Raw genomic sequence first — 23,972 nt, forward strand, 5'->3', positions numbered from 1 at the left:
TAAAAGGAAGTGTAATGCATTCAAAATTCTTACTCTCTTCTTGCTTGCTAATGAGTGGGCTGTCTCAAGCAGCTTCATTAGAAGAGTCCGTGGCCTTTGCCATCGACTATAGCCCAGAGATATTGGCGCAATACTCCCGATACCAATCGGTGGTCAGAGACGGAGACGCGGCGAGTGGTTTGTATATGCCGCAAGTGAACTTGTACGCGGCAGCAGGTTATGAAGAAACGCGCTACAACAGTGGTAGCAAACTTGATACCGATGATCGAGGCCTAACGAGAACGGAAATTGGCGTTAAAGTATCCCAGTTACTATTTGATGGTTTTAAAACCACATCGAATGTCGATCGACTGACGTTCGAAGCAGAAGCTGAGCGTCTAACTCTGATTTCGCGAGCTGAAAACGTATCGTTAGATGTGGTGAGAAATTACCTCGATATCCTAAAAGCAGAGACGCTACTTGAATTGTCTAAGCGTAATGTAAAAGAGCACCAAGAGATCTATCAAGATATCCAAGATAAAAAGAGCAAAGGCTTGAGTAGCAACTCGGATCTGGCTCAAATCTCCGCCCGTGTCGCGACCGCGCAGTCTTCACTTATCGCCGCTCAGAACAACCTGTTTGATTTGCAAACTCAGTATCTACGCTTGGTTGGCAAACCTGCGGTGAACTTGGTTTACCCCCGGTTTGATTACGCTCTATTACCAAGCTCAGCACAGGTCGCACTTGAACAAGCTGTCGAGAATCACCCTGAAATCAAAGCCTCTTTGCTTGATATCGACGCGGCTCGTAAAGAGATGCGCCGCGAGAAAGGGGATTACTACCCAGAACTAAAACTTGAGCTTCATGCCAATAAGAATGACAACGTATCTAACCCGCCAGGCGGTGTCGATGAAGATGCACGTATCATGTTGACGATGGATTATGACCTGTTTAATGGCTTCTCTACCGACTCCAGGGTTGAATCGTCAGCTTGGCGAGTGGAAGAGGCAAGGGCGATCCGATTACGAACAGAGCGTGAGGTTCGAGAAGGTACACAACTGGCTTGGAACGCTTACAAAATGCTTGAGCAGCAAAAATCCTTACTTCAACAGAATGTTGATGCAGCGAAAATTGCAGAGCTTGGCTATATCCAGCAATTCAATGTTGGCAGACGAAGCCTTCTTGATGTACTGGATGCAAAAGTAGAAGTGTTTTTGGCTCGAAGAAACTTCATCAGCACTGAATATGATCAAACGTTAGCGGCTTATCGAGTGTTAAATGCGATGGGTATGTTGACGTATGCGTTGAGGATTGAACATCCAGAAGAGTGGCAAGGGGAGAATAAGTAATGAGATATTTTAAACTAGCGCTACTTAGCTCTATCTTGCTAATGGGATGTGCAGAAACGCCTGATACGACAATGACACGCCACCAAATTGATGACTTAGCGGATAATGACCGAGATGGTGTGATTAACCAGCGAGATCTATGTGCCGATACGCCAGAAGGTGTAACGGTAGACATTAAAGGGTGTGCCAATTGGAAAATTGTCGAAGACGTTGAAGTATTAAGTGTGGCATTTGATTTTGATAAGTATGACCTTAAACCTGATCATACCGCTGTATTAAATGAGTTGGTGCGTTTACTAGGAGAGCAGCCTGATGCTTCGGTTACCTTGGTCGGAGATACCAGTGCTGAAGGTACAAACGTGTATAACAAAGCATTGGCCAAGAAAAGAACGGGCGTGATTCGAGACGCATTGATTGATAGAGGCATCAATGGTGAGCGAATCTTTGAACAAGAGTTTACTCAGATAACCAGCTTAACTCAGCATCTTCACAAGCGTAAGCGTAGAACGATCGCGGTGATTAAAACAGAAAGCATGGAAGTGAACCCATCTTGGAACATCTTCACTTCAGAAATGCAGCTCGATAGTAATAGCGATGTTGAGTCTAAAACGTCGATTGATCCAGTAGGAGGCCAGTAATGAAATGTCTAGCTAATAAATCGGGCTTGCTGCTTGCTGCTGTACCTGCGTTGTTCTCTGTATCGACATTTGCGAATGATGCCAGTGACATTGGTTTGGTCGCGATTGAGCCGAATATGCAGGGGCTTGTAGAAGATCTGCTTAAGAGCCAAGAGATCGACTTAGAAATCTTGTTGAGTGACAGCGTCCCAGAACAGATGATCATGCAGCGCTCGCGTGTTGGTATCACTTCCAAAAAGTGGACTGACAAAGAGATGGCAAGGTTTGATATGCGTTACGGTTATAGGCCAACAGAGCTGATGTTTACCGCTGACGTGATTGCGATTCTAGCCAATGAAAATAACCCTGCGACATCAATCACCGTCGCGGAATTAATTGATGTGTTTGGTTGTTCTAACGATCCTAAACATCCAAAATGGTCAGCAAGTAGTGATATTCGTAACGGTGAAAGCCTAGATACTCATATGTTGCCCTTTGCCATTGATCACAACCTGAAAGGCCATACTACCTTTTCAAGTTGGGTCGAATGTGGAACAGAAGGAGAATATGCCCATACTCAGTTCTTAGCGGATTTACCTGATCTGATTAATAAGATTGAAGACGAAGATGCCGCCATTGGTTACACCGTTTACTCAGATCAGATCTCTGATGTGAAATGGTTGAGCGTGGTTGATAACCTAGGTGTGAACTACGACCTAAACAAAGAAACGATCCTCTCTGGTCGTTACCCGTTAGCAACGGTTTATTACATGTACTTGAATATTCCAGCGCATCGCAAAGGCTTTACGGAACAAGAGGAGTTCTTTGTTGGGCTTACCTTGTCACAAGATCATCAAGTCGTTTTGAACCAATACGGCTTCATCAGCTTGCCGCCAGAAGCTATTCAACGTAACAAAGTCAGATTGTCGCTTGAAGAGCCTGCTATTGAAGGTGGCTACAAGTAATGGGTATGTCATGTTGTAACCGTTGTGGGAGAGTGATATTCTCTCTTTCGTAATGGTTCTCAACGTGACGGATTACGTTATTCGGTGATGAAATTATCTAGCGGGCATGTATGCCCGTTTTTTTTCGCCTAAAATTTGCGACTCGAGCAGTTGTTTGTCGTTTGGTCACGTATAATGGACACTTCATATAGCGCTAAATAAGCCCAGTCGATGAAAATCTTTCAAGTTCTAATCTTGCCTCTAATGCTGTCCCTCAATGCTATTTCATTTTCAGCGCAAGCAACCGAAAGCTGGTGGCTAAGAACAGTATTTAACAGCAGCCCAAGTCTGCCGAATTCTCAAAACTATATTAATGATATCGAGTTGATGGATTGTGGTGAGATCGAAGGTACTTTGTTGTGCAGTGACTTAACCCAATATTACGACCTGGATGTGTATGTTGAACTGGAGTTGGGGGACTCAAGTGTCGAAACGGTTCGCTTAAACCTGCCATATTCGGACCTAAGTTACACAAAGCTTCAGGCATACCTTCGCCAAGATGGCTTTGCTCTCAGTTCAATTCGTATTGGTGAAGATGAATTCGATGTTACAGCTCAACTCGAACAAGCTCGAAATGAAGGTGTTGGTTTCGATAAGGTGGATAAACAGCTGGTCGAATTTATCAACGCGCCTCACGGTTCAGCAGAGCAACTGAGTGTGTGGAATGTGCCTAGCTTATCTTCTTCTAGCTCTACTTCTCCTTGGATTCAGTTACAGAGTGATGGTGACAACTTAACGGTTGAACTTAATCGTTTTTAATTGCTCAAATTTATAGATAGTTTCGTTATTTATTAGGCTAAACAAGCCTTTCAGGAGAACGGCTCGCGGGCAGACAGCAAGTTATAATTCATTTAAGTGTTCGTTTTTCTGCGGCTCTCACATTTTTAATAAGCGTTTAGCTTTGCCATTTGTTATACGTTGAGCCTTCGGTAAAACGAGCTTAGGATACGTTCAGTATTGATAAAGGAGACAACCCATGGTTGCAAGAGTAACGATAGCGCCACAAGGCCCAGAACTTTCTGAGCTGGTGCAAGGATACTGGCGTACAGCAGAGTGGGGCATGACCCCGCAACAACGCCTGACTTTCCTGAAGCAACATATTGATCTTGGCATCACAACTGTTGATCACGCGGATATTTACGGTAACTACCAATGTGAAAAGTTGTTTGGTGAGGCGTTAGCGCTTGAACCAAGCCTTCGTGATGATATTCAAATCGTCACCAAGTGCGATATCAACCTATGTGGTGACCACACTCCAGATCGTAAGATCAATCACTATGACACCAGCGCGCAGCATATTTACCAATCAGTAAATAACTCATTAGAGCACTTAGGTGTTAACGATATCGATGTATTGTTGATTCACCGCCCTGACGTGTTAATGGATGCCGATGAAGTAGCAGAAGCGTTCGCAGAGCTACACAAAGTAGGTAAAGTTAAGCACTTCGGTGTTTCTAACTTTTCACCGCGTCAGTTCGAACTGCTTCAATCTCGACTCGGTAAGCCGTTAGTGACCAACCAAGTTGAAATCAACCCATTGAACTTCGAAGTGGCTCATGATGGCACGCTAGATCAACTGCAGATGAACCGCATTCGCCCGATGGCGTGGTCTTGTCTCGGTGGTGGTAGCATCTTCAGTGGTGATTCAGCGCAAGCGGTTCGCGTTCGTGATGAGCTAGAGGCGATTCGTCAAGAAGTCGGTGCAGACAGCATTGATCAAGTGATTTACGCTTGGGTTCGTCGTTTACCATCTAGTCCAATTGCAATTATTGGTTCTGGTAAGATTGAGCGTGTGAAGACGGCCGTTGATGCACTGAAAATCGAGCTGACGCGCGAACAGTGGTATCGCGTATGGGTGGCATCTAAAGGTCACGGTGTGCCATAGAAAGCAATTCGTATAGAAGTCAAAGCCAGCTAAGTAAGCTGGCTTTTTTGTGTTCGCCTAACATGTTTCTCCAAAACTGTGATTAAGGTGGAATAATTTTCAAAAACACTCATAATGCACTCTGTTTTTCACCAGTTGGATATTTCCATTGAGCACTTCAAAATTCTCTTCAATCGCCCTTAAACCAGAGCTTCTAAACACGTTAGATTCTCTTGGTTATACTGAAATGACGCCTATCCAAGCGTTAAGTCTTCCTACTATCCTAAATGGCAAGGACGTTATCGGTCAGGGTAAAACGGGTTCAGGTAAAACAGCTGCTTTCGGTTTAGGCGTGCTGCAGAACCTACGCGTTAAGCGTTTCCGTGTTCAGTCTTTAGTGTTATGTCCGACTCGTGAGCTTGCAGACCAAGTAGCAAAAGAGATTCGTACTCTTGCTCGTGGTATTCACAACATTAAAGTGCTGACACTATGTGGCGGTATGCCAATGGGCCCACAGATTGGTTCACTAGAGCATGGCGCACACATTCTTGTAGGCACACCTGGTCGTATTCTTGATCACCTAGAGAAAGGCCGCATTGACCTGTCTGAGCTGAACACACTTGTGTTAGATGAAGCGGATCGCATGCTAGAGATGGGTTTCCAAGACGCTTTGGATGCTGTGATTGAAGCGGCGCCAAAAGAACGCCAAACTCTGCTATTCAGTGCGACTTTCCCTAAACAGATCAAATCTGTTGCAGACCGCATTATGCGCAATCCAGAAATGGTGAAGGTTGAATCAACACACGATCACTCAAGCATCCAACAACACTTCTACAAGTTAGAAGGTTCTGAAGCTCGTGATGACGCTCTAGAGCTGCTGTTGTTGCATCACCAACCGGAGTCTGCGGTTGTGTTCTGTAACACTAAGAAAGAAGTGCAGAACGTAAACGATGAGCTAAGCCACCGCGGTTTCAGTGTTATCGAACTTCATGGTGACATGGAACAGCGTGAACGTGACCAAGCTTTGGTTCAGTTCTCAAACAAAACCATCTCGATTCTAGTGGCGACAGACGTTGCGGCTCGCGGTCTTGATGTTGATAACCTAGATGCTGTGTTCAACTTTGAATTGTCTCGCGACCCTGAAGTTCACGTACACCGTATTGGTCGTACTGGCCGTGCAGGAAGCAAAGGCGTAGCGATCAGCTTCTTTAGCGAAAAAGAGATGTACCGTGTTGCTCAAATTGATGAGTACATGGACATGCCAATCGAGCCATCTGAACTGCCAGCAAAACCAATTGCTAAGCCGTACTACTCAAACATGGTTACCATCCAAATTGATGGCGGTAAGAAAGCTAAGCTTCGTGCTGGTGATATTCTTGGCGCACTGACGGGCCAAGGCGGCATTGATGGTAAATCAGTAGGTAAGATCAATCTGTTTGCAATGCGTGCTTACGTAGCGGTAGAAAGATCTGTGGCTAAAAAAGCACTGAACAAAATCGAATCAGGTAAAATGAAGGGTCGTCAATTCCGCGCCCGAATCCTGAAGTAATTCGAGACTGAATCCCTTTGCTGCGATATGTCTAATTAACGACATTGCTAATTAATGGCATTGCAGTAAAGGGTGTTCCACAAAATGCCACTCAAGTTTCTTATCTTAGGTTTATCGACCTAGTCCTCTATACCAAAGCATTATTCATCGGGTCTTATCGAATAAAGATCGTTGATATGCTTTCCTTCGCTAAGATACCAAGTCATCGCTTCTTGTCGATTGTGAACCAATATCGTGATTGTGGTTATTGAACCATCGTCAAAATAACAAAGCTCATATTCTAAATCGCTTGGATGATCAGGAATAGCGGCCATAGCTTCCCTCCCAAATATCAATCATTTTAAATACGTCAACCCAACTCATTTATAGGGCTCGTATCACGTCAAATGAGTAATAAAATCAAGTTACATCACTGCCATTAATTATTTTTAGTTTAATCATTTGCCTAAATAGCTAGATTAGCAAGTTTGGGTCTCAATTTATCTCAAAGTTTTTACGACCACTGTTTATTAAGACTACTTTTATAAGAGCTAGAATTAGCGTTATAAAAACTGGGCTAACCTTAAAGGGATGAGTTAATCGGTTTGTGGCTTTGTTGAATGTCGTGAGAGGGTAGAATGAGAAAGTGCCGGTGGTTAGTTTTAGTGATCTGTTTTCTATTTACTGGGTGCGGGACCAAGTTCGCCTATAACAATATAGGTTGGTTTGTCGTTAGCTATATAGAAGATTTTGTTTCCCTCTCAAATAGCCAAGAATCAGAGCTTGAAGAGCGATTAGATATATTACAGAAATGGCATAAAGAAACTCAGCTACCTCTGTATATTTCGCAATTAGAAGCGATTCAAAACGTAGAACGGTCGGATATGAATCCCGCTTTTATTGTTGGCCAAAGTGAACAAACGAAAGAGCATATTCGCTCAATCGTCAATAAGTTCGCTCCAGATATTTACGCCTTGAGTATGCAGCTTAGCCCTAAGCAAGACAGGGAGTTTTTAAAGAACTTTCGTGAAAAGCAGCAAGACTATTATGAAGAAAGGTTGTCGTTGAACGATGACGATTCGAGAGAGCGATACCGAAGCAGAATAGAAGAGCGTGCAGAACGGTGGTTGGGTTCAGTATCGAAAGAACAAAAACAGATTATTTTGGCTTGGTCTAAAGAGTGGGTAAATACCAATAGCAGTTGGCGACAATATCAAAACAACATCTATGAAGAGCTAACGACGCTGATGGCAAAGAAGAGCGATCTGCATATTGTTCAGCCAATTATTATGAAGTTGCTTTTAAACAATGAAGCTTATTATCCTGCTGAACTTGAGCCGCAGCTTAACCAAAATATGGAAACATCAGCCAAGTTTTTAGTAGATATGGCCGCGACCAGCAGTAACAAGCAGTGGGCGTATTTTATGAATGAGTTAGAAAGCCTCAAAGGAACGTTGGAGTCATTGCAAGAGTAGAGCGTCCCTTTTAAAGGCTAGCGGTTATTGTCGAGCTAGCCTTTCATCCCACTTTAAGGTGAATTTCGGAACCTAACCCCTGTTGCTCATCAGTAGTTTTGGAATCGAACCTTTGGCTGTCTTCGATATTTTCTGCATCAATTGGAAGCTCGGCTGTTGAATACCGTGGTCACTCTGCAGCTCATCGATCATTAATAACCACAACCTTGCTGTCATTTCTGAATCGGCTAACGCTCTGTGGAAAGTACCGTCGTTGTCGATATTTTTGAAACGCACAAGGTCGCCTAGCTTATGAGTTGGTGCGTCTTGGATTAGACGACGAGCTATCAACATTGAGCAAGCGAACTGTCCATTGTAATCGCGACCAATATTATCTAATTCCGCATCAAGAAAGCGCTTATCAAATGAGGCATTGTGAGCGACAAGTTGGCTGTCTTGAATGAAGTCTGCAAACTCATCCATCACTTCACTACAACTGGCCGCTGTGCTTAACATACGGTTACTGATTCCGGTATAACCTTCAATGAATCCACTCACACGAAATCCCGGGTTCATGAGCTGCTGGAAGGTGTCGACGACTTCGCCGTTAACGAGTTTAACCGCACCGATCTCAATCGCTCGGTCGCCCATATTTGGTGATAAGCCTGTGGTCTCGAAATCGAGAACGATAACGGAATCTGCGGAGTTTGGAGCCATCGTGTTTCCTAATTGCTGTTTGGTAGTATCGCTTTGTATGGGGCGTTTGGTGTTGCTATGGGTAAATCAGTTATTTGCTATTGCTGATAGTAAGTTCAGTGTAACCCGTCGAATCGTCATGCTCTCTGTTGAAGGTCAAGGTATCGTAGCGGTGAACAATCAATTCAGCCGTGGTCGCGATAATCGTCCCTTCAAGCAAATGCCCACCAATTACATTGCCATTCTCATCAGCAACGGAGATATGAATATGCTGGTGGTTTGGGGTTAGCGTTGCCATCACCGAGACTATTTCGAACGGAGCTTGAACTAGCTTGGTGTTGTTGGCATTAGCTAAGCGAATATTGAGTTGAGAAACACATCCGACACAAGAAGCGATAGAGCCTGCCGAGATGTTGTGCGCTGTCACTAGCCTCTGGATCTCTAGCTTTAGGTCTTGGCCGCGGGTTAATCTCGTTGCGATAGGAGTGATCATCTTATTGCCTCAACGTTATATGTATTTCAAAGAACAAAACGAAGCCACATAGGGCTTCGTTTTATTTTCATTTTGGCTAACGCGACTTTTCTTTTGGTTAATGCAACTTTGCATTTTCTGTCGCTGAAATTACTTAGTCTTGTTGCTGTTCTCTTTTCTTCTTAGGAACGAAGTTCAATACTGAAATGGGTACTTCTTTGCGTGGTTCGAAACCTTCAACAACGCGACGTTCAATCAAGTGACCAAGACGCTTTTCAATAATGCACAGGTTTTTGAAGTTATCTTTTGATAGGAAAGAGATCGCTTCGCCAGATGCATCAGCACGGCCTGTACGACCAATACGGTGAACATAATCATCTGCTGGGAATGGCATGTCGTAGTTCACTACGCGGCTTAGGTTGTCGATATCGATACCACGAGCAGCAACACCCGTCGCGACTAAGTATTTTAGGCGACCTTTCTTAAAGTCAGCCAAGATTTTTTCACGAATCGCTTGGCTACGTCCACTGTGGAAAGCTTCCGCTTGAATACCACGTTTCTCAAGTTGAGCAACCAACTTAGCCGCGCCGTGCTTGGTTTCGATAAAGATAAGCGCTTGGTCCCAGTTACCTTCGGTAATCATGTGGCTCAATAGTGCTGACTTACGGTCTTTATCTACCGTTACCAACCATTGCTCAATGTTCGCTTTAGACGCATCAGTCTTGGCAATCGAAATCTCTTCCGCTTCACTGATTGCACTTTTCGCTAGTGCACGCACTGGCGTTGAAAGCGTTGCCGAGAACAGCAGGTTTTGGATGTCTTGTGGTAGACGCGCGATGATCTTGTTGATGTCTTCAATGAAACCCATGTCTAGCATGCGGTCAGCTTCATCTAGAACCAGTACTTCCACTTCATCAAAGTGAACGGCACGTTGTCCGTACATGTCGATCAAACGACCTGGTGTTGCCACAAGAATATCCACGCCTTCAATAAGACGATCTTTCTGGTGTTGGTAAGACACGCCACCGTACATCGCTAGTGATGTTAGGTTTAGGAACTTCGCGTACTTAGTGATGTTCTGTTCAACCTGAACTGCCAGCTCACGCGTTGGTGTCAGGATAACTGCGCGGATACGTTTTTTACGCTGCGTTTCACCTTTGCTTAGCATTTCTAAGATAGGGAGAACAAAGCTCGCAGTTTTACCTGTACCTGTTTGTGCTGCAGCAATAAGGTTCTTACCAGAAAGAACAATCGGAATTGCTTTTTCTTGAATAGAGGTTGGCTTTTCATAGCCTTGTTTTGCAACGGCTTTAACAATAGGTGAGCTTAATCCAAGCTTGGAAAATGGCATAAGTTTCTCGGTATGATTTGGCTAAATAGCGATGGAAAGGTTTAACAATCTTATACAAGGATAAGATTAATGGCGGCATTCTACCATGTTGCTTGTGTACCGCTAGTAACATAGACACTTTAGTTGGATAATACTGGCTCAATAGCACAACGATAAGGCAGGAATGTAGAGCAAATAGCAAATCCGGTGGAGGATTAATCTCCCACTTATTTTTGCCACTGAATATGCACGATCAGTGATTATTTTGTTTGCTAAAAGAGGTGTTTATAAATTAAGTTGGATCTTGATATTATTTATATCAACAGTTTCATACAGCATATTCCAACTTGAATGAGTAAATAGACCTCCCATTTGGGTTACAGCTATTCTCGTTCCTCTAGACGCTTAATTCGGATATCCATTGAACGACGCTAACTTACGTAGACTTCAGCAGCTTATTGCAAAGTATGAACTAGGTGAAGAGTATCACCTAACGATCGATGACCTAGAACACTCGCTATCGACTTCTCGTCGAAACACTTCGATCATTCTTAAATGCTTATCAGAATATCGCTGGATTTGTTGGATTCCGTCCAAAGGAAGAGGGAAGCTTAGCCAGTTTAGAATTTTGGTCAGCTTTCCCGAAGCATTAGAACAAGTGTTAGCGCTTCAGTTAGAACAAGGGTGCTTTAACGTTATTCCTCGTCTTCTAGAAAGCTATGGTGATGCTGCAATAAAGGCACTGACGCTAGCGACTGAAAAACATAGTCTGTTCAATCAACAACATGACCATTTGCTGATCACTCAATATCCGTGGGTCGATAACCTTGAGCCAGCAAAAACATACCGAACCGCAGAACATCACATCTTAAGAAGTCTATACAATACGTTACTCGTCCAAGACCATGAGGGAAATCCCCAAGCGAGCCTCGCGCACCATTGGAAGGTGGAAGGGCGATTTCTGCATTTTTGGTTGAGACCGAATGTGTTATTCCATGACGGTGAAACTTTAACGGCCAAAGATGTTGCTCAATGTTTGTTGCAGCTAAAAAATATCGAAGGGCCAGTACAGTCTTTATTTGATCAGGTCAGTGATGTTCAAGTGGTGGGTGATAAACAACTGACTATTGAGCTGACACACGCAAACCCAATGTTTCTCTATGCTTTGACTAGCCCACACTCGTCTATTTACCGCTGCAAGCGTACTTATTTTTCGAGCGGGCGCAGTGCCTATATCGGAACCGGACCTTTCTCATTAGACGATTGGAGCGAAGAGTGCTTGGTTCTTAAACGTCACCGAGGTTACTTTGCTCAAAATGCCTTGTTAGAACAGATAACGCTCACCGACATAGAAGGTTTGAATGATCACACCCTGAGTTTTAATCAATCTGGCGTAGCAGAAGAAACCACAATCAATGCACTTTCGTATCTTGCGGTTAATCGTAGAGAAAACTCGGGCATAACCCCTGAAGAACTCGACAGGTTGGTATCGTTTATCAAGTCCAGCAGTAAAGAGTTTGATGCTGATATGGTGACGGATGATCTGTCTTTCTCGCCGAGTAAATTAACATCCAGCAATCCCATTCCTATTTTGACGGGCACGGTTGTATTAACACGACCTAGAATGACGATTCCTTTACTTCAAGATATGGCGGACTGGCTGCAACAAACGATTGTAAAAACGGGTGTCGCTATTGAAGTTGTTGAGCTTACCAATATCAGTGACCCTAGCTCCATGAGTGAGTCGGCAGACTTGTTATTTATTGAAGAAGTTATCGAACAGCCAAAAGAGTATGGTCTTTACGATTGGCTACTTGCTTCATCTGGTCTTAGGTTCATTTTCAACAATTCGGAGATGAAGGCGCATTGCGAGAGAGTTAGAGCTGCTGTCAGTGGCGAGGACCCGATGAGCGACTTGAAAGAGATTGAAGGTTCGCTTTATCAACAGAAGTTACTTTGTCCGTTATTTCACGGCAAAGAGAAGGTTTTTAATAGTGTTGAGGTTCATGGGGTAGAGATTAACCAAACCGGTTATAGTGATTTTTATAAGCTTTGGATAGCTTCGAACGAGAAGTAATTAGTCCATTTTTAACCCCATTTCCCTATCTTTTAGTTTCTGTTCAAAATGAAAACATGCACGAATCGGCTATCACCCTTTCGTGTTTCTTTCTAATGCCAATCGCTATTATGGCTGGCTATGACTATCACAGTCATTTCCGGTCATCCCCCCAATGACAATTCCATTTATAATGTATTTCATTAGGATCTAATCGAATGAAACTTAAGCTTATTTCTATCGCACTTATAGCTGTTGGCCTTACGGCTTGTGGCGGAGGAGGCGGTGGTAGCAACACAAGTGCTCCTGCTCCTCAAACGAGAACCTTACAAGGTGTCGCCATTGACGGGTATATTTCCGGGGCGACCGCGTTTCTAGATATCAATTATAATGGCGTATTAGATGAAGGTGAGCCTAGCAGTGTCACGGACGATGAGGGCAGCTATGAGCTATCTTTGACGGGCTCTAACTCAGACTGTATGGATTACGCTCCAATCGTAGTGAACGTGCCAGTAGGCGCTATTGATGCAGACAGCCCAAACACACCGATTACTGAACCTTATCAGTTAATCTTTCCGCCAGTCATGACGGTGAGTTCTGAGCAAGAAATTAAGTCGACTACGCCACTGACAACTGTTTTATGGAATCAGATCCAAGCCGACTTGTATAAAGGTGGTTTAAACAGTTGCTCTGCTTTGAAGCAAGCCGTGAACACCCAAAATAGCATTATCCAAAATGTGAAAGAGCATGACTTCCGAATTGCGAACCGATACAACATCGCAGTAGAGGACTTGTATGGTGATTTCGTTAAAGATCAAAATACTGAGCTCTACGATTTAGCGCAGAAGATGATGCCTGCCATTAAAAAGTCGTATCAAGAGACCAAAGAGATTCAAAAAGAGAACCCGACAGCCCAGCAAGCTTATGTTGACTATTACTGGCAGCATTGGGATTACTCCAAGAAGAACGAAATTAATAAGTGGTATAAAGTTAAAACAGTGATGACTGCGGATAAGCTGATTGTCATTGAACATGAAGTTTCAGCTGACTTGCAGACAGAACTGGCGTTAAATAAGCATATTGAGCGTAATAGCCAAAAGAAAAATGGTTTGGAATATGACAAAGAAGCTTGGTTCTCATTGGATAGTGATGGAACGGAATATTCATGTTCGGTGAAAGAGACCATCAAGCAACAGATTTTACCTAACTCACTCGCGACCTTTGGTGTGTTGAACCGTGGTTGGTCTAAACAACCTGATTGGGACAGTTGTTCACGTCAAAATGTCGGTGCTGGATTCATGCAAACCTTGTCGGCAGATCTTGTCGGTGACTACAAAGATCAGTTTACCCAAGTACAAGCGAAATTTAATTTTGAGAATAACGCACCACATCCCGAGTGGGTTAATCTCGGTGATTCATTGGATAGAGTGTCGCGCAGCGACTTTGATGCACTCAACTACCTATCGGTAGATTTTAATGACAACAGTTCATATGGTTCTGACAGCTGGAACCGACATAAGTATGCGTTCATTGAAAATACACCGTTTGATTATACTCAGACGATAACGTCTAAATATTCTCAAGGGAACTGGACTAAAGGTTATTATTACCAGAATGGGACAAGTTTATTTGAGTGTTCAAATGATGGTGTGAATTGGTCAAAAGAGACTTGTAAGTAACGCTGCCGAAGTCGTGACTAAATAATTTTAGATACCTTTATGCAATAAAAAAATCCAGTGTCGACAAGGCACTGGATTTTTAGTTTTGGTTGATCGCGATCTAGCTTTGCTTTATCGAAAGCGCTTAAGCGATCTCAATCTTCTCAGCTTGGTTCTGCTCTACCATTGATAGTGCTAGCGCTTCTGCGGCCTTAATGCCGTCGATACCAGCAGACAGGATACCGCCTGCGTAGCCTGCACCTTCACCAGCCGGGAAGAAGCCCTTAAGGTTGATGCTTTGGAAGTCTTTGCCACGTTTGATGCATACAGGAGAAGACGTACGTGTCTCAACACCGGTAAGTAGGCCGTCTGGCGTAGAGAAACCTTTGATCTTCTTCTCGAACGCTGGGATTGCTTCACGAATCGCTTCGATAGCAAAATCAGGCAGCGCTTTTGAAATATCAGTCAGGTGGATACCCGGCGTGAATGACGGTTGTACTTCACCGATTGCACTTGGATCGCGACCTTTCAAGAAGTCACCGATTTTTTGAGCTGGTGCATCGTAGTTTTCACCACCAAGAACATAAGCGCCGCTTTCTAGTTCACGTTGTAAACGGATACCAGCCAGTGCGTCACCTGGGTAATCACGCTCTGGGTCGATACCTACAACGATCGCGCTGTTTGCGTTACGTTCTGCACGAGAGTATTGGCTCATGCCGTTCGTTACTACGCGGCCTTCTTCAGACGTTGCAGCAACCACAGTACCACCTGGGCACATACAGAAGCTGTATACAGTGCGGCCATTCTTACAGTGGTGAACGAGTTTGTAGTCCGCAGCACCTAGGATTGGGTTGCCTGCGTTCTTACCGAAACGAGCTTCATCGATCATCGATTGCTTGTGTTCGATACGGAAACCAACAGAGAAAGGCTTCGCTTCCATGTAAACGCCACGATCGTACAGCATTTCAAACGTGTCACGAGCACTGTGGCCAACAGCCAATACCACGTGACGAGATTTGATCTCTTCACCGTTAGAAAGCGTTAGGCCAGTGATTTGACCATCTTCCATATGAACGTCGTCAACACGAGTGCTGAAACGGATTTCGCCACCAAGTTCAATGATAGAAGCGCGCATCTTTTCGATCATGGTAACCAGTTTAAAGGTACCGATGTGCGGCTTACTTACGTATAGAATTTCTTCTGGTGCACCCGCAGCAACGAACTCTTCAATTACTTTACGGCCGTAGTGCTTTGGATCTTTAACTTGGCTGTACAGCTTACCGTCAGAGAAAGTACCTGCGCCGCCTTCACCAAACTGTACGTTTGATTCTGTGTTCAGCGTACGCTTACGCCAGAAACCAAAGGTATCTTTCGTACGCTCACGAACTTCTTTACCACGCTCAACGATGATTGGGTTGAAACCCATTTGAGCAAGCACTAGGCCAGCGAATAGACCACATGGGCCAAAACCGATAACCACAGGGCGCTCAGTTTGGTTCTCAACCGCTTTAGCAACAAACTTGTACTCCATATCAGGAGTCACTTTTACGTGCGGGTCGCTAATGAATTGTTCTAACAACTCAGCTTCGTTTTCAACGAGAACGTCAAGCGTGTAGATAAGTAAGATCTTTGATTTCTTACGAGCATCGTAGCCACGTTTAAAGATATTAAAAGAGAGTACCTGATCAGAGTTAATACCAAGTTTCGCTTCAATAGCGTCTTGAATAGCAGACTCTTCATGGTCTAGTGGGAGTTTAATTTCGGTTAAACGTATCATTTCGATGTCTCGTTTTTATAGGTGTCTTAGCTAGATCGTTTCTTAATACAGAGTTTGATGGAAACGCTGATGTTCAAAGAAGCGATAAGCTCACAATGGCGCGCATTTTACGAGAAATTGATTTATCTGTCATACTAATTTGGAAACATGGAGCAAATAGACACGATATTAGAGCCGTATGATGTTGAATTTTGCTTTGGGATGAGTATTATCCCCATTCTTCAATTTTGACTAACTTATAGAGCAGAGCATCATGGCATTTGTCGTAGGCGATAATTGTATTCAATGTAAATACACAGACTGTGTGGCAGTGTGCCCCGCAGATGCGTTCCATGAAGGCCCAAATTTCATGGTAATCAACCCAGTCGAATGTATTGATTGTGGCTTGTGTGTACCTGAATGTGATGCTCAAGCAATCTTCCAAGAAGACGAACTGCCAGAAGATCAAAAGATCTTCATCGAAGTGAACGCAGAGCTCGCTGAGATTTGGCCTGTGCAAACGGAAGTAAAAGCACCAATGGATGACGCTGAAAAGTGGAATGGTGTGTGTGATAAGTTGGCAATGCTAGAAAAGTAATTGTTGAAAAGAACTCAAATAAAAAGGCGTACTGATTTAATCAATACGCCTTTTTTAATATCTGAACACTGTCGATTGGCTAGTTAGCTTAGAGGTCTAGCAGTGCTGACGACGCATGTTGTCGAGAATAATGCCTGTCGCCATTGCAACGTTCAAAGACTCTGCGCCACCGAATGCTGGAATCGTAATCTTATCAGTCACGTATTTAGCCGCGTGTTCACGGATGCCGTGAGACTCACTGCCCATCAATAAAATGCCGTTAGCAGTAAACTCAGTCTTATGAACACTTTCGCCTTCTAAGAAAGCACCGTAAACCGGTAGGTTCGCTTGCTCTAAGTAAGCTGGTAAGTCTGTTTGGCTTACGTGTACGCGGCCAAAGCTGCCCATAGTCGCGCTGATCGTTTTAGGGTTGTATGGGTCTGCGCAATCGCTGCTCGCAACGATATGCTTGATGCCGTACCAGTCTGCTACGCGAATAATCGTACCTAGGTTGCCAGGGTCTGAAACGCCATCAAGCGCAATCATCAGTCCTGTTGCTTCTGGTAGTTCAAACGTTGGGATCTCAACAACCGCAATCGCTGCGTTGTTACTGACCAAAGTGCTCGCTTTGGTTAGATCATCCAGCGAGGCTTCAACACAATCAAACTCAATCAGTGAAGCATGATTTTCAGATAAGAAATCAGCGGTAGCAAAGACATTCTTCACCACTAAGTCACTATTGAACAGCTCAAGAACGTTCTTTTCACCTTGAACTAGAAACAGGCCGTGGGCTTTACGTTGTTTCTTTTGACCCAAAGCACGAAGGAGTTTTAATTGGTTTTTTGAAATCATGTTTTTATCCTAGATATAAGCCCGCGCATTATAGAGCAAAGGTTAGCGAACCAAAAGCGTGATAGCTCAATGCGATCCATATAAAAAGCAAAAGCGATCCACTTAAAAAAGAAAAGCGCACTAAATAGCGCGCTCTTATGGGATTTACTTACTTAAGTTAAGCTGAACTGACAGCCTAATACGGAGCAGGGTAGCGCTTAAAGACTGTGTTGATATCAGTCAGGATCTCTTCTGATAACGGTTTACTGAAAGCGGCTACGTTCTCTTTTAGCTGCTCCATGGTCGTTGCACCAATGATAGTGGACGTCACCCCATCAACTTGATTACACCAAGCCAATGCCAGTTGGCTTGGAGTGAACCCGTGAGCATTCGCCACTTCAACATAGCCTTTAACCGCTTCATTGGCAGATTCAGTATCACGAAAAATGCCTTTACGTTGCATGTAAGTCCAACGGCTGCCTTCCGGTCTTGCGCCATCGATGTACTTTCCACTCAACATGCCTGTAGCTAAAGGTGACCATGGCAGGTAAGCGACATCTTCATGCACACAGTTCTCAATCAGATATGGCCAGTCTTTTGCGTGCAGCAAGCTAAATTCATTCTGAATCGAAACCATACGTGGCAAATCGTGTTTCTCGCTCAGCTTGAGGTATGTGTTAATGCCCCAAGTAGAATCATCTGAAAGCCCGACATGGCGAATTTTCCCCGCCTTAATGCAGCTTGCCAGTGCTTGTAGGATTTCCAACATCTCAGCTTCATGCTGCTTTCGGTCAATATCACTGAATCGAATGTGATTCGGGAAATGCTTACCAAAGTGAGGCGTTGTACGATTTGGCCAATGAAGTTGGTAAAGGTCGATATAGTCTGTTTGTAGGCGTTTTAATGATGCGTCAACGGCTGCGATCACCGCTTCACCCGTTATCGGGCCGCCATCTCGAACCCAAGGAAGCCCTGGCCCGGCAATTTTGCTCGCAATGATCAACTCTTGTCGACGCTGTGGGTTACGCGATAACCAGTTACCAATGATCGCTTCTGTTTTTCCGTAGGTATCTGGAGAAGGTGGAACCGCGTACATCTCTGCAGTATCGATAAAGTTAATACCTTGGCTTAATGCGTATTCGATCTGTTGGTCGGCTTGCTGCTGCGTATTTTGTAGCCCCCAAGTCATGCTGCCAAGACAGATACGGGAAACGGGAATTTGACTACTTCCTAGCTTTGAATATTCCATTGAATTCGGGGTTCCTGTGGTTAGGTTCTCTGGTACTCGCATTATAGTTTTGAAAAGAGGGCGAGTGAGGAATGAAAACGAATATGAATTATTAGCACAAAATGACACGACAAGGTATGGCATCGGGGAGTTTAGTGAGTCATTTCTCAGCGCTGCAAGCTAGTGTGTGCAATGCGTGAAAATACATTCGCGAGAAACTATGAGCCAATTGGTGATCGAGAAGTGAAGAACAACAAGCAATGAGCGAAGGTTTAATGTTCAGCTTGTTTGGGAGTGGGGGAGAGGAGAACAGATCAAAAATAAAAAAAGCTCTACCGGATAGAGCGTAGAGCTTTTTTATAGGGGTCTTAATAGTGCTAGGTATTCATTGAGTTACGAGGTCGCGTTTGTGTCTAATCCACCCTGGATCTGCGCCTGTCTTAGAGCTTCCTGCCTTTGAACTTCTTTCTCAGTTAATACTGGTCGAAGCGTTTCCTCAGAGGCTTGAGGAGAGAAAATGAAATATTTATTAATCGTCATAACTGTGTCTCCGTGTAACGTATGACAGATTCTGCATCAAGGATAAATTGTGATCATCATCCACTTTGTACTTTTGTTAGGCTGAGAGCGGAGGGCGTAGAATGCGTACAAAGCGATCTCTTATCATCCGTATGCAATGTTGAACTGACGAAACCCTCTGTTTTCAAGTATAGGAAGCGCATCTAATTTCGCACAATAATGATTTAGAGCAATTACATACATGGTCAGGGGCGTAAGATGAAAACCCTCGCTACTGACTCTGTGCTCGTATTTATTTAACGATGTATCACTTATCGACATAATAATTAAGTCAGTAAATCAATTACTTAATCCATGGTGAGATGAATTATGGAAAAGCTTGTAGAACGTTTTCTGAATTACGTTACTTTTGATACCAAATCCGATCCTTCTAATCAGCAATGCCCAAGTTCACCGGGTCAAATTACCTTTGCTGAAGCCTTAAAGTTAGAATTGGTGGCATTAGACTTAGTTGATGTGTCTTTAGATGACAATGGATACTTGATGGCGAAACTGCCGTCGAATGTCGATTACGATGTGCCTGCGATTGGCTTTGTGGCGCACATGGATACCGCTCCTGACGCATCAGGCGCCAACGTGAAACCACAAGTGATTAAAGATTACCGAGGTGGAACGATTGAATTAGGGGAAAGTGGCGAGAGTTTGAACCCAAGCCAGTATCCAGATCTTGATTCTTTACATGGTCACGACCTGATTACGACTGACGGCACAACTCTGCTTGGTGCCGACAACAAAGCGGGCATCGCTGAAATCATCAGTGCAATTGCTTACCTGAAAGCGAATCCAGACATCAAACACGGCGACATCTGCATTGGTTTCACGCCGGATGAAGAGATTGGTCGCGGTGCGAACCTGTTTGACGTTGAAAAATTTGGCGCCGAGTGGGCGTACACCATCGATGGTGGCCCAGTAGGGGAGTTGGAATTTGAGAACTTCAATGCCACGAGCGCCGATGTTATCTGTCATGGCGTGAACGTTCACCCGGGCACCGCAAAAGATAAAATGGTGAACTCGATGAACATTGCAGCGCAATTCCAATTGATGATGCCTGCGCAAGAAACACCAGAGTGCACAGAAGGTTATGAAGGCTTCTACCACCTGAAATCGGCGGAAATGGGTGTGGCTCGCTCTGAACTGGGATACATCATCCGTGATTTTGAACGTGAGGGTGTAGAAGCGCGTAAAGCATTCATGCAGCAGAAAGTCGATGAGCTGAATGAGCGCCTTGAGAAAGGCCGTGTTGAGCTGGTGCTAACCGATAGCTACTTCAACATGAAAGAGATGGTTGAACCGCATCAACATATTATTGAATTGGCCAAGCAGGCGATGATTGAGTGCAATGTCGAGCCAATGGTTAAACCAATCCGAGGTGGTACAGACGGTGCTCGCTTATCTTTCATGGGGCTACCATGTCCGAATATCTTTACTGGCGGTTACAACTTCCACGGTATTCATGAGTTCATTACCATTCAAGGCATGGAGCAAGCGGTAAAAGTGATTGTTGAACTGTCACAACGTACAGCAACGCATTACCAAAAATAGAACATCAGAGCGTTATATCTCTTTGTATTTTTGAGAGTATTCAATAATACTCTCTTTAAGCATAAGGGAGTACGCGATGAAAAAGTTAGTTTTACTTTGCACCCACTTAGCCGTGGGTGCTGTTGGTTTTGGGCTAGGTGTTTACGCATTGCCTATCTTGATTGAGCCTGATTCTCCTTCCTCAAGTTCTGTTGAAGCGATCAGTGAGCAGGCTATCTACACGGGCGAGTTCACTAAAGATCGACAAGACAGTGACTTCTTGCACTGGGGAGAAGGCATCGTCTCAGTATCCGAAAGTGCGATCGCTTTTGAAGGTGAATTGGCGCCGGGACCTGATTACAAGGTTTATCTCTCGCCTAAGTTCATTGAAACCGAGCACGCTTTCAATGACAGCAAGAACGAGTTATTGAGAGTCGGAGATGTGAAAACATTCGACCGCTTTATGGTTGAGCTTCCCGAAGGTACTGATCTTAATCGATTTAATACGGTTGTGATTTGGTGTGAAACTTTTGGTCAATTTATTACTTCTGCCAAGATAAAATGATAGCCTTAGCTAGGCTAATACCAGATTGTAAACGAGCGCTCAGGAGTTGAGCGCTTTTTCATAGAAAAGATATTAGCGGCTTTCTTGTAGAGCTAACCGTTGTAAAGCTAACTGTTGTAATGCTAAGGAATAAGTAATGGAAAAGTTGTGGCAAGTAATTGATTTTCTACTCGCTCATAAGTTTATTTTTAGTGCGTTGATTATCACTCTTATATTAATCATTCGCCGAATCACCTTATCTCAAATAAGAGGTGATGTTGCTTTCCTTAGTGAAGACCAACGTAACTGGATGTCACGAACCAAAAACGGCACATTCGCGATTATTGTTGTAACGTTATTTGTGTTGTGGAAATCCGAAATCAGCGAGTTTGCGCTATCTGTCACGGCCATTGCTGTTGCGATAGTAGTGGCTTCAAAAGAGATCATTTTGTGTTTCACCGGTTCTATTCAGCGTGCGAGTTCTCGCTCATTTAGAATCGGCGACTGGATCGAAGTGGGTAAAATAAGCGGTGAGGTGATTGAGCACAATTTGATGGCGACTGTGATTCAAGAAATCGATTTGTATCATGGGCAATATCACTTCACTGGTAAGACAGCCACGCTGCCTAATAGTATGTTCTTCACCTATCCGGTAAAGAACCTCAACTTTATGAAGCGCTATGTTTATCATAACTTTTTTGTGACGGTGAAAGACTTTGTAAACCTATACCCTATGGTGCCGGGTCTTATTGTGAAAATTGAAGAGCATTGCGAAGAGTTTATCGATGTTGCTCGCCGTTACAACGGTGTGATCGAAAAGCACGCTGGTGTTGACCTTCCGGGTTCTGAGCCTCACATCCATATCACAAGCAGTTCGACAGGTGAGCAAGAAGTCCATTTTATGATTTTCTGTCCAACCGAGAAGGCGGTTTATCTAGAGCAAGAGATTCGTAAAGATTTCATGGAAGCATACGCTGAAGCATTTCCTGTCAGTGCTTAATCCTGCAGTCCGCTGAGCCCCAAACAAAAGAAAGCCGAGAGCGATAATATCGACTCTCGGCTTTTTTGTTCTAACTATCTGTTCGTTTAATCTAGGTCAGCCAGTGGCAACCAATCGACTTTTACGCCTGCTTGTTCAAACATATCTTGGCTCACTTTAATCTTGTCACCCCAGCGAGAAAGGAAATCTTCACTTTGCTCTGGGCAGTGAACCGCAGAAATACCGGTTTGGATGATTTTCGCTGCGCAGTTTGGGCAAGGGAAGTGAGTCACCCAGATTTCACAGCTGTCCAAATCACGCTTGGCGAATAAGATCGCATTTTCTTCAGCGTGAAGTGTCTTGAGGTACTTCATCTCTCTGTCATCAGTATCCGCACTATCAGACACGCCATGTGGGTAGCCATTAAAACCAACAGAAACAATGCGGTTGTGCTTAGTGATTACGGCGCCGACTTGAGTTGAAGGATCTTTACTCCAAGAACCGACCAATTCCGCCATTTGATAGAAACGTTTAGCCCATTTTGAAATCATGAGAATTCCTTAACAATTAAATGTGAATGCTTATCTGTCTGACAATACATTATGTTAGACAATATCCATAGAGAACAAAAGCTGAGAGATTGATTTACTTAGGAATTGTAGCGTGTTTGTAATCACTTTATAAGCACTTGGTTTCAATTAACATATTGATACACTTTGGCCAGTTATAATTGATATTCCTCGGACATTTGAAGCAATTGTGTTACGTAACTTTTATGCTGTTCAATTTCTCATAAGTGACGGTATAACCATGCGTAAAAAGTTAATCCTTACGGCTCTTGCAAGCTCTCTTATTCTTGCTGGATGTGGGCAAGATGCTCAGAATGCCAAGCAAGCGCCTTTACCTCTCGTAGCTGTACAGGATGTTAGCGTCGTTTCTCACCAACAAAGTAAGTCGTACATCGGTCGTATTGAAGCCGTTGAAGACACGGCAATTACTGCACAAGTTTCTGGCTACCTGCAAAGCCGCCATTTCAAAGAAGGCCAAATGGTCGAGAAGGGGCAATTGCTTTACTCAATTGAGCCTTCATCATTTGAAGCAGAAGTAGCAAGCGCGAAAGCGGCTGTTGCTCAAGCGAATGCCAACCTTAAAAAAGCCGAACTTGATTTCAATCGTGGTAAGAACCTACTTCCTAAGGGCAGTATTTCTCAATCTGAATTTGATGCATTAACGGCAAACCTATTAGGTTCTCAAGCACAGTTAGAAGCAAGCCAAGCTCAGTTAAACGCCGCGAATGTCCAACTTTCTCACACCAAAATTATCGCGCCTTTCTCTGGAAGAATCAGTGACACTAAAGTAAGTAAAGGTGACCTAGTTTCACCGTCTTCAGGTGTTCTGACAACTTTGGTTAGCCTAGACCCAATCCATGCATCGTTCAGCATCAGTGAGCGTGAGCGTATTGAGCTGGGTATGGACCGCATCGAAGGCGATGGCAGCAGCGACTCTGCAGGTGTTGAAGTTCAGATCATGCTTGAGAACGGTGAAGCGTTCGAACATCTAGGTCAGCTTGACTTCTTGGGCAACCGTATCAACCTTAATACTGGTACGATCGCGATGCGTGCGATTGCTGATAACCCGAATCAGCAACTACTTCCAGGCCAACACGTTCGCGTTGATCTACGTGAAAAACAACCTATTGATGTTGTGACTATTCCTCGTCGTGCAGTGCAAACCGACCTCGAAGGCGACTTCGTGATGGTATTAGTTGAAGGAGAAGCCGAACCCGTTGCTGAGCGCAGAAACATCGAAATGGGTCGTCAGGTTGAAGGTGGTGTGATTGTTCATTCCGGTCTGGAGAAGAATGACGCAGTCATCACTCAAGGCCTACAGCGTGTACGTAATGGTATGTCTGTTCGTATTCAAGCTTCTGCTGAACAAGCTGAGTAAGGG

Annotated in this window: 23 protein-coding genes; 14 read left to right on the top strand and 9 right to left on the bottom strand. The window is 44.1% G+C overall.

Annotation, left to right across the window (positions count from 1 at the left end):
- Positions 1–14: 14 nt before the first annotated feature.
- From AB4329_RS08635 to dbpA, 6 genes are all read left to right on the top strand, one after another.
- On the top strand, positions 15–1,328 hold the full coding sequence (locus AB4329_RS08635; protein ID WP_017059472.1) for a TolC family outer membrane protein: 1,314 nt from the start codon (positions 15–17) through the stop codon (positions 1,326–1,328).
- Positions 1,328–1,966 carry an OmpA family protein gene (locus AB4329_RS08640; RefSeq protein WP_017059473.1) on the top strand — a complete coding sequence of 213 codons (639 nt, stop codon included), beginning with the start codon at positions 1,328–1,330 and terminating at the stop codon, positions 1,964–1,966. The genes AB4329_RS08635 and AB4329_RS08640 overlap by 1 nt, the downstream gene beginning before the upstream one ends.
- Entirely contained in the window at positions 1,966–2,910 is a 945-nt protein-coding gene (locus tag AB4329_RS08645) for a PstS family phosphate ABC transporter substrate-binding protein (RefSeq protein WP_017059474.1), read from the top strand. The genes AB4329_RS08640 and AB4329_RS08645 overlap by 1 nt, the downstream gene beginning before the upstream one ends.
- A 210-nt stretch (positions 2,911–3,120) precedes the next feature.
- Positions 3,121–3,708: a hypothetical protein gene (locus AB4329_RS08650; RefSeq protein WP_017071598.1), complete on the top strand. Its 588-nt coding sequence runs from the start codon at positions 3,121–3,123 to the stop codon at positions 3,706–3,708.
- Positions 3,709–3,925: 217 nt separating this feature from the next.
- Positions 3,926–4,834 carry an aldo/keto reductase family oxidoreductase gene (locus AB4329_RS08655; protein WP_017064347.1) on the top strand — a complete coding sequence of 303 codons (909 nt, stop codon included), beginning with the start codon at positions 3,926–3,928 and terminating at the stop codon, positions 4,832–4,834.
- 148 nt (positions 4,835–4,982) lie between these two features.
- The gene (dbpA, locus tag AB4329_RS08660) at positions 4,983–6,362 is read left to right on the top strand and encodes an ATP-dependent RNA helicase DbpA (protein ID WP_017064348.1); all 1,380 of its coding nucleotides are present in this window, start codon (positions 4,983–4,985) and stop codon (positions 6,360–6,362) included.
- A 140-nt stretch (positions 6,363–6,502) separates the two neighbouring features.
- Here dbpA and AB4329_RS08665 read toward each other — a convergent pair whose 3' ends face one another.
- Positions 6,503–6,676, bottom strand: a complete 174-nt coding sequence (locus AB4329_RS08665; protein WP_017064349.1) for a hypothetical protein — start codon at positions 6,674–6,676, stop codon at positions 6,503–6,505.
- Between the two features lie 303 nt (positions 6,677–6,979).
- On the opposite strand from AB4329_RS08665, the gene AB4329_RS08670 reads away from it, so the two are divergent.
- Positions 6,980–7,816 carry a DUF6279 family lipoprotein gene (locus tag AB4329_RS08670; RefSeq protein ID WP_372138030.1) on the top strand — a complete coding sequence of 279 codons (837 nt, stop codon included), beginning with the start codon at positions 6,980–6,982 and terminating at the stop codon, positions 7,814–7,816.
- A 72-nt stretch (positions 7,817–7,888) separates the two neighbouring features.
- Here AB4329_RS08670 and AB4329_RS08675 read toward each other — a convergent pair whose 3' ends face one another.
- The 3 genes from AB4329_RS08675 to AB4329_RS08685 all read right to left on the bottom strand — a co-directional run bounded on the left by AB4329_RS08675 (position 7,889) and on the right by AB4329_RS08685 (position 10,314).
- On the bottom strand, positions 7,889–8,512 hold the full coding sequence (locus tag AB4329_RS08675) for a PolC-type DNA polymerase III (RefSeq protein WP_017059480.1): 624 nt from the start codon (positions 8,510–8,512) through the stop codon (positions 7,889–7,891).
- Positions 8,513–8,582: 70 nt separating this feature from the next.
- A complete protein-coding gene (locus AB4329_RS08680) occupies positions 8,583–8,984 on the bottom strand; it encodes a PPC domain-containing DNA-binding protein (RefSeq protein ID WP_017059481.1) in 402 nt (133 codons plus the stop codon).
- 133 nt (positions 8,985–9,117) lie between these two features.
- Positions 9,118–10,314 (bottom strand): DEAD/DEAH box helicase, encoded by a 1,197-nt coding sequence (locus AB4329_RS08685; protein WP_017064352.1) that lies wholly within the window; start codon positions 10,312–10,314, stop codon positions 9,118–9,120.
- A 400-nt stretch (positions 10,315–10,714) separates the two neighbouring features.
- Here AB4329_RS08685 and AB4329_RS08690 point away from each other — a divergent pair, with 400 nt between their 5' ends.
- Together AB4329_RS08690 and AB4329_RS08695 are read left to right on the top strand one after the other, a co-directional pair.
- Entirely contained in the window at positions 10,715–12,370 is a 1,656-nt protein-coding gene (locus AB4329_RS08690) for an ABC transporter substrate-binding protein (RefSeq protein WP_372138032.1), read from the top strand.
- Positions 12,371–12,567: 197 nt separating this feature from the next.
- Entirely contained in the window at positions 12,568–14,028 is a 1,461-nt protein-coding gene (locus AB4329_RS08695; protein ID WP_017064354.1) for a hypothetical protein, read from the top strand.
- A gap of 124 nt (positions 14,029–14,152) precedes the next feature.
- Here AB4329_RS08695 and AB4329_RS08700 read toward each other — a convergent pair whose 3' ends face one another.
- A complete protein-coding gene (locus AB4329_RS08700; protein WP_048606003.1) occupies positions 14,153–15,784 on the bottom strand; it encodes an NAD(P)/FAD-dependent oxidoreductase in 1,632 nt (543 codons plus the stop codon).
- A 253-nt stretch (positions 15,785–16,037) separates the two neighbouring features.
- Between AB4329_RS08700 and fdxA the strand changes: the two genes are divergently transcribed.
- Positions 16,038–16,361: a ferredoxin FdxA gene (gene fdxA, locus AB4329_RS08705; RefSeq protein WP_017064356.1), complete on the top strand. Its 324-nt coding sequence runs from the start codon at positions 16,038–16,040 to the stop codon at positions 16,359–16,361.
- A 96-nt stretch (positions 16,362–16,457) separates the two neighbouring features.
- On the opposite strand, the gene AB4329_RS08710 is transcribed toward fdxA, so the two are convergent.
- The 3 genes from AB4329_RS08710 to AB4329_RS08720 all read right to left on the bottom strand — a co-directional run bounded on the left by AB4329_RS08710 (position 16,458) and on the right by AB4329_RS08720 (position 18,939).
- Positions 16,458–17,192, bottom strand: coding sequence for an RNA methyltransferase (locus AB4329_RS08710; RefSeq protein ID WP_102320729.1), 735 nt, complete (start codon positions 17,190–17,192; stop codon positions 16,458–16,460).
- Between the two features lie 175 nt (positions 17,193–17,367).
- Positions 17,368–18,420, bottom strand: a complete 1,053-nt coding sequence (locus tag AB4329_RS08715; protein ID WP_372138034.1) for an aldo/keto reductase — start codon at positions 18,418–18,420, stop codon at positions 17,368–17,370.
- 372 nt (positions 18,421–18,792) lie between these two features.
- Positions 18,793–18,939 carry a hypothetical protein gene (locus tag AB4329_RS08720; protein WP_017059486.1) on the bottom strand — a complete coding sequence of 49 codons (147 nt, stop codon included), beginning with the start codon at positions 18,937–18,939 and terminating at the stop codon, positions 18,793–18,795.
- Positions 18,940–19,287: 348 nt separating this feature from the next.
- Here AB4329_RS08720 and pepT point away from each other — a divergent pair, with 348 nt between their 5' ends.
- The 3 genes from pepT to AB4329_RS08735 all read left to right on the top strand — a co-directional run bounded on the left by pepT (position 19,288) and on the right by AB4329_RS08735 (position 22,043).
- Entirely contained in the window at positions 19,288–20,520 is a 1,233-nt protein-coding gene (gene pepT / locus AB4329_RS08725) for a peptidase T (RefSeq protein ID WP_017059487.1), read from the top strand.
- 76 nt (positions 20,521–20,596) lie between these two features.
- Positions 20,597–21,064, top strand: coding sequence for a DM13 domain-containing protein (locus AB4329_RS08730; RefSeq protein ID WP_017064357.1), 468 nt, complete (start codon positions 20,597–20,599; stop codon positions 21,062–21,064).
- 136 nt (positions 21,065–21,200) lie between these two features.
- The gene (locus AB4329_RS08735) at positions 21,201–22,043 is read left to right on the top strand and encodes a mechanosensitive ion channel family protein (RefSeq protein ID WP_372138036.1); all 843 of its coding nucleotides are present in this window, start codon (positions 21,201–21,203) and stop codon (positions 22,041–22,043) included.
- 86 nt (positions 22,044–22,129) lie between these two features.
- On the opposite strand, the gene AB4329_RS08740 is transcribed toward AB4329_RS08735, so the two are convergent.
- Complete coding sequence (locus AB4329_RS08740; protein ID WP_017059490.1) at positions 22,130–22,573, bottom strand: dCMP deaminase family protein; 444 nt, start codon at positions 22,571–22,573, stop codon at positions 22,130–22,132.
- Between the two features lie 259 nt (positions 22,574–22,832).
- Here AB4329_RS08740 and AB4329_RS08745 point away from each other — a divergent pair, with 259 nt between their 5' ends.
- Positions 22,833–23,969, top strand: coding sequence for an efflux RND transporter periplasmic adaptor subunit (locus AB4329_RS08745; RefSeq protein WP_065584750.1), 1,137 nt, complete (start codon positions 22,833–22,835; stop codon positions 23,967–23,969).
- Positions 23,970–23,972: the final 3 nt, after the last annotated feature.

This window comes from Vibrio sp. 10N.261.54.A5 (assembly GCF_041471145.1).
Lineage (GTDB): Bacteria > Pseudomonadota > Gammaproteobacteria > Enterobacterales > Vibrionaceae > Vibrio > Vibrio crassostreae_C.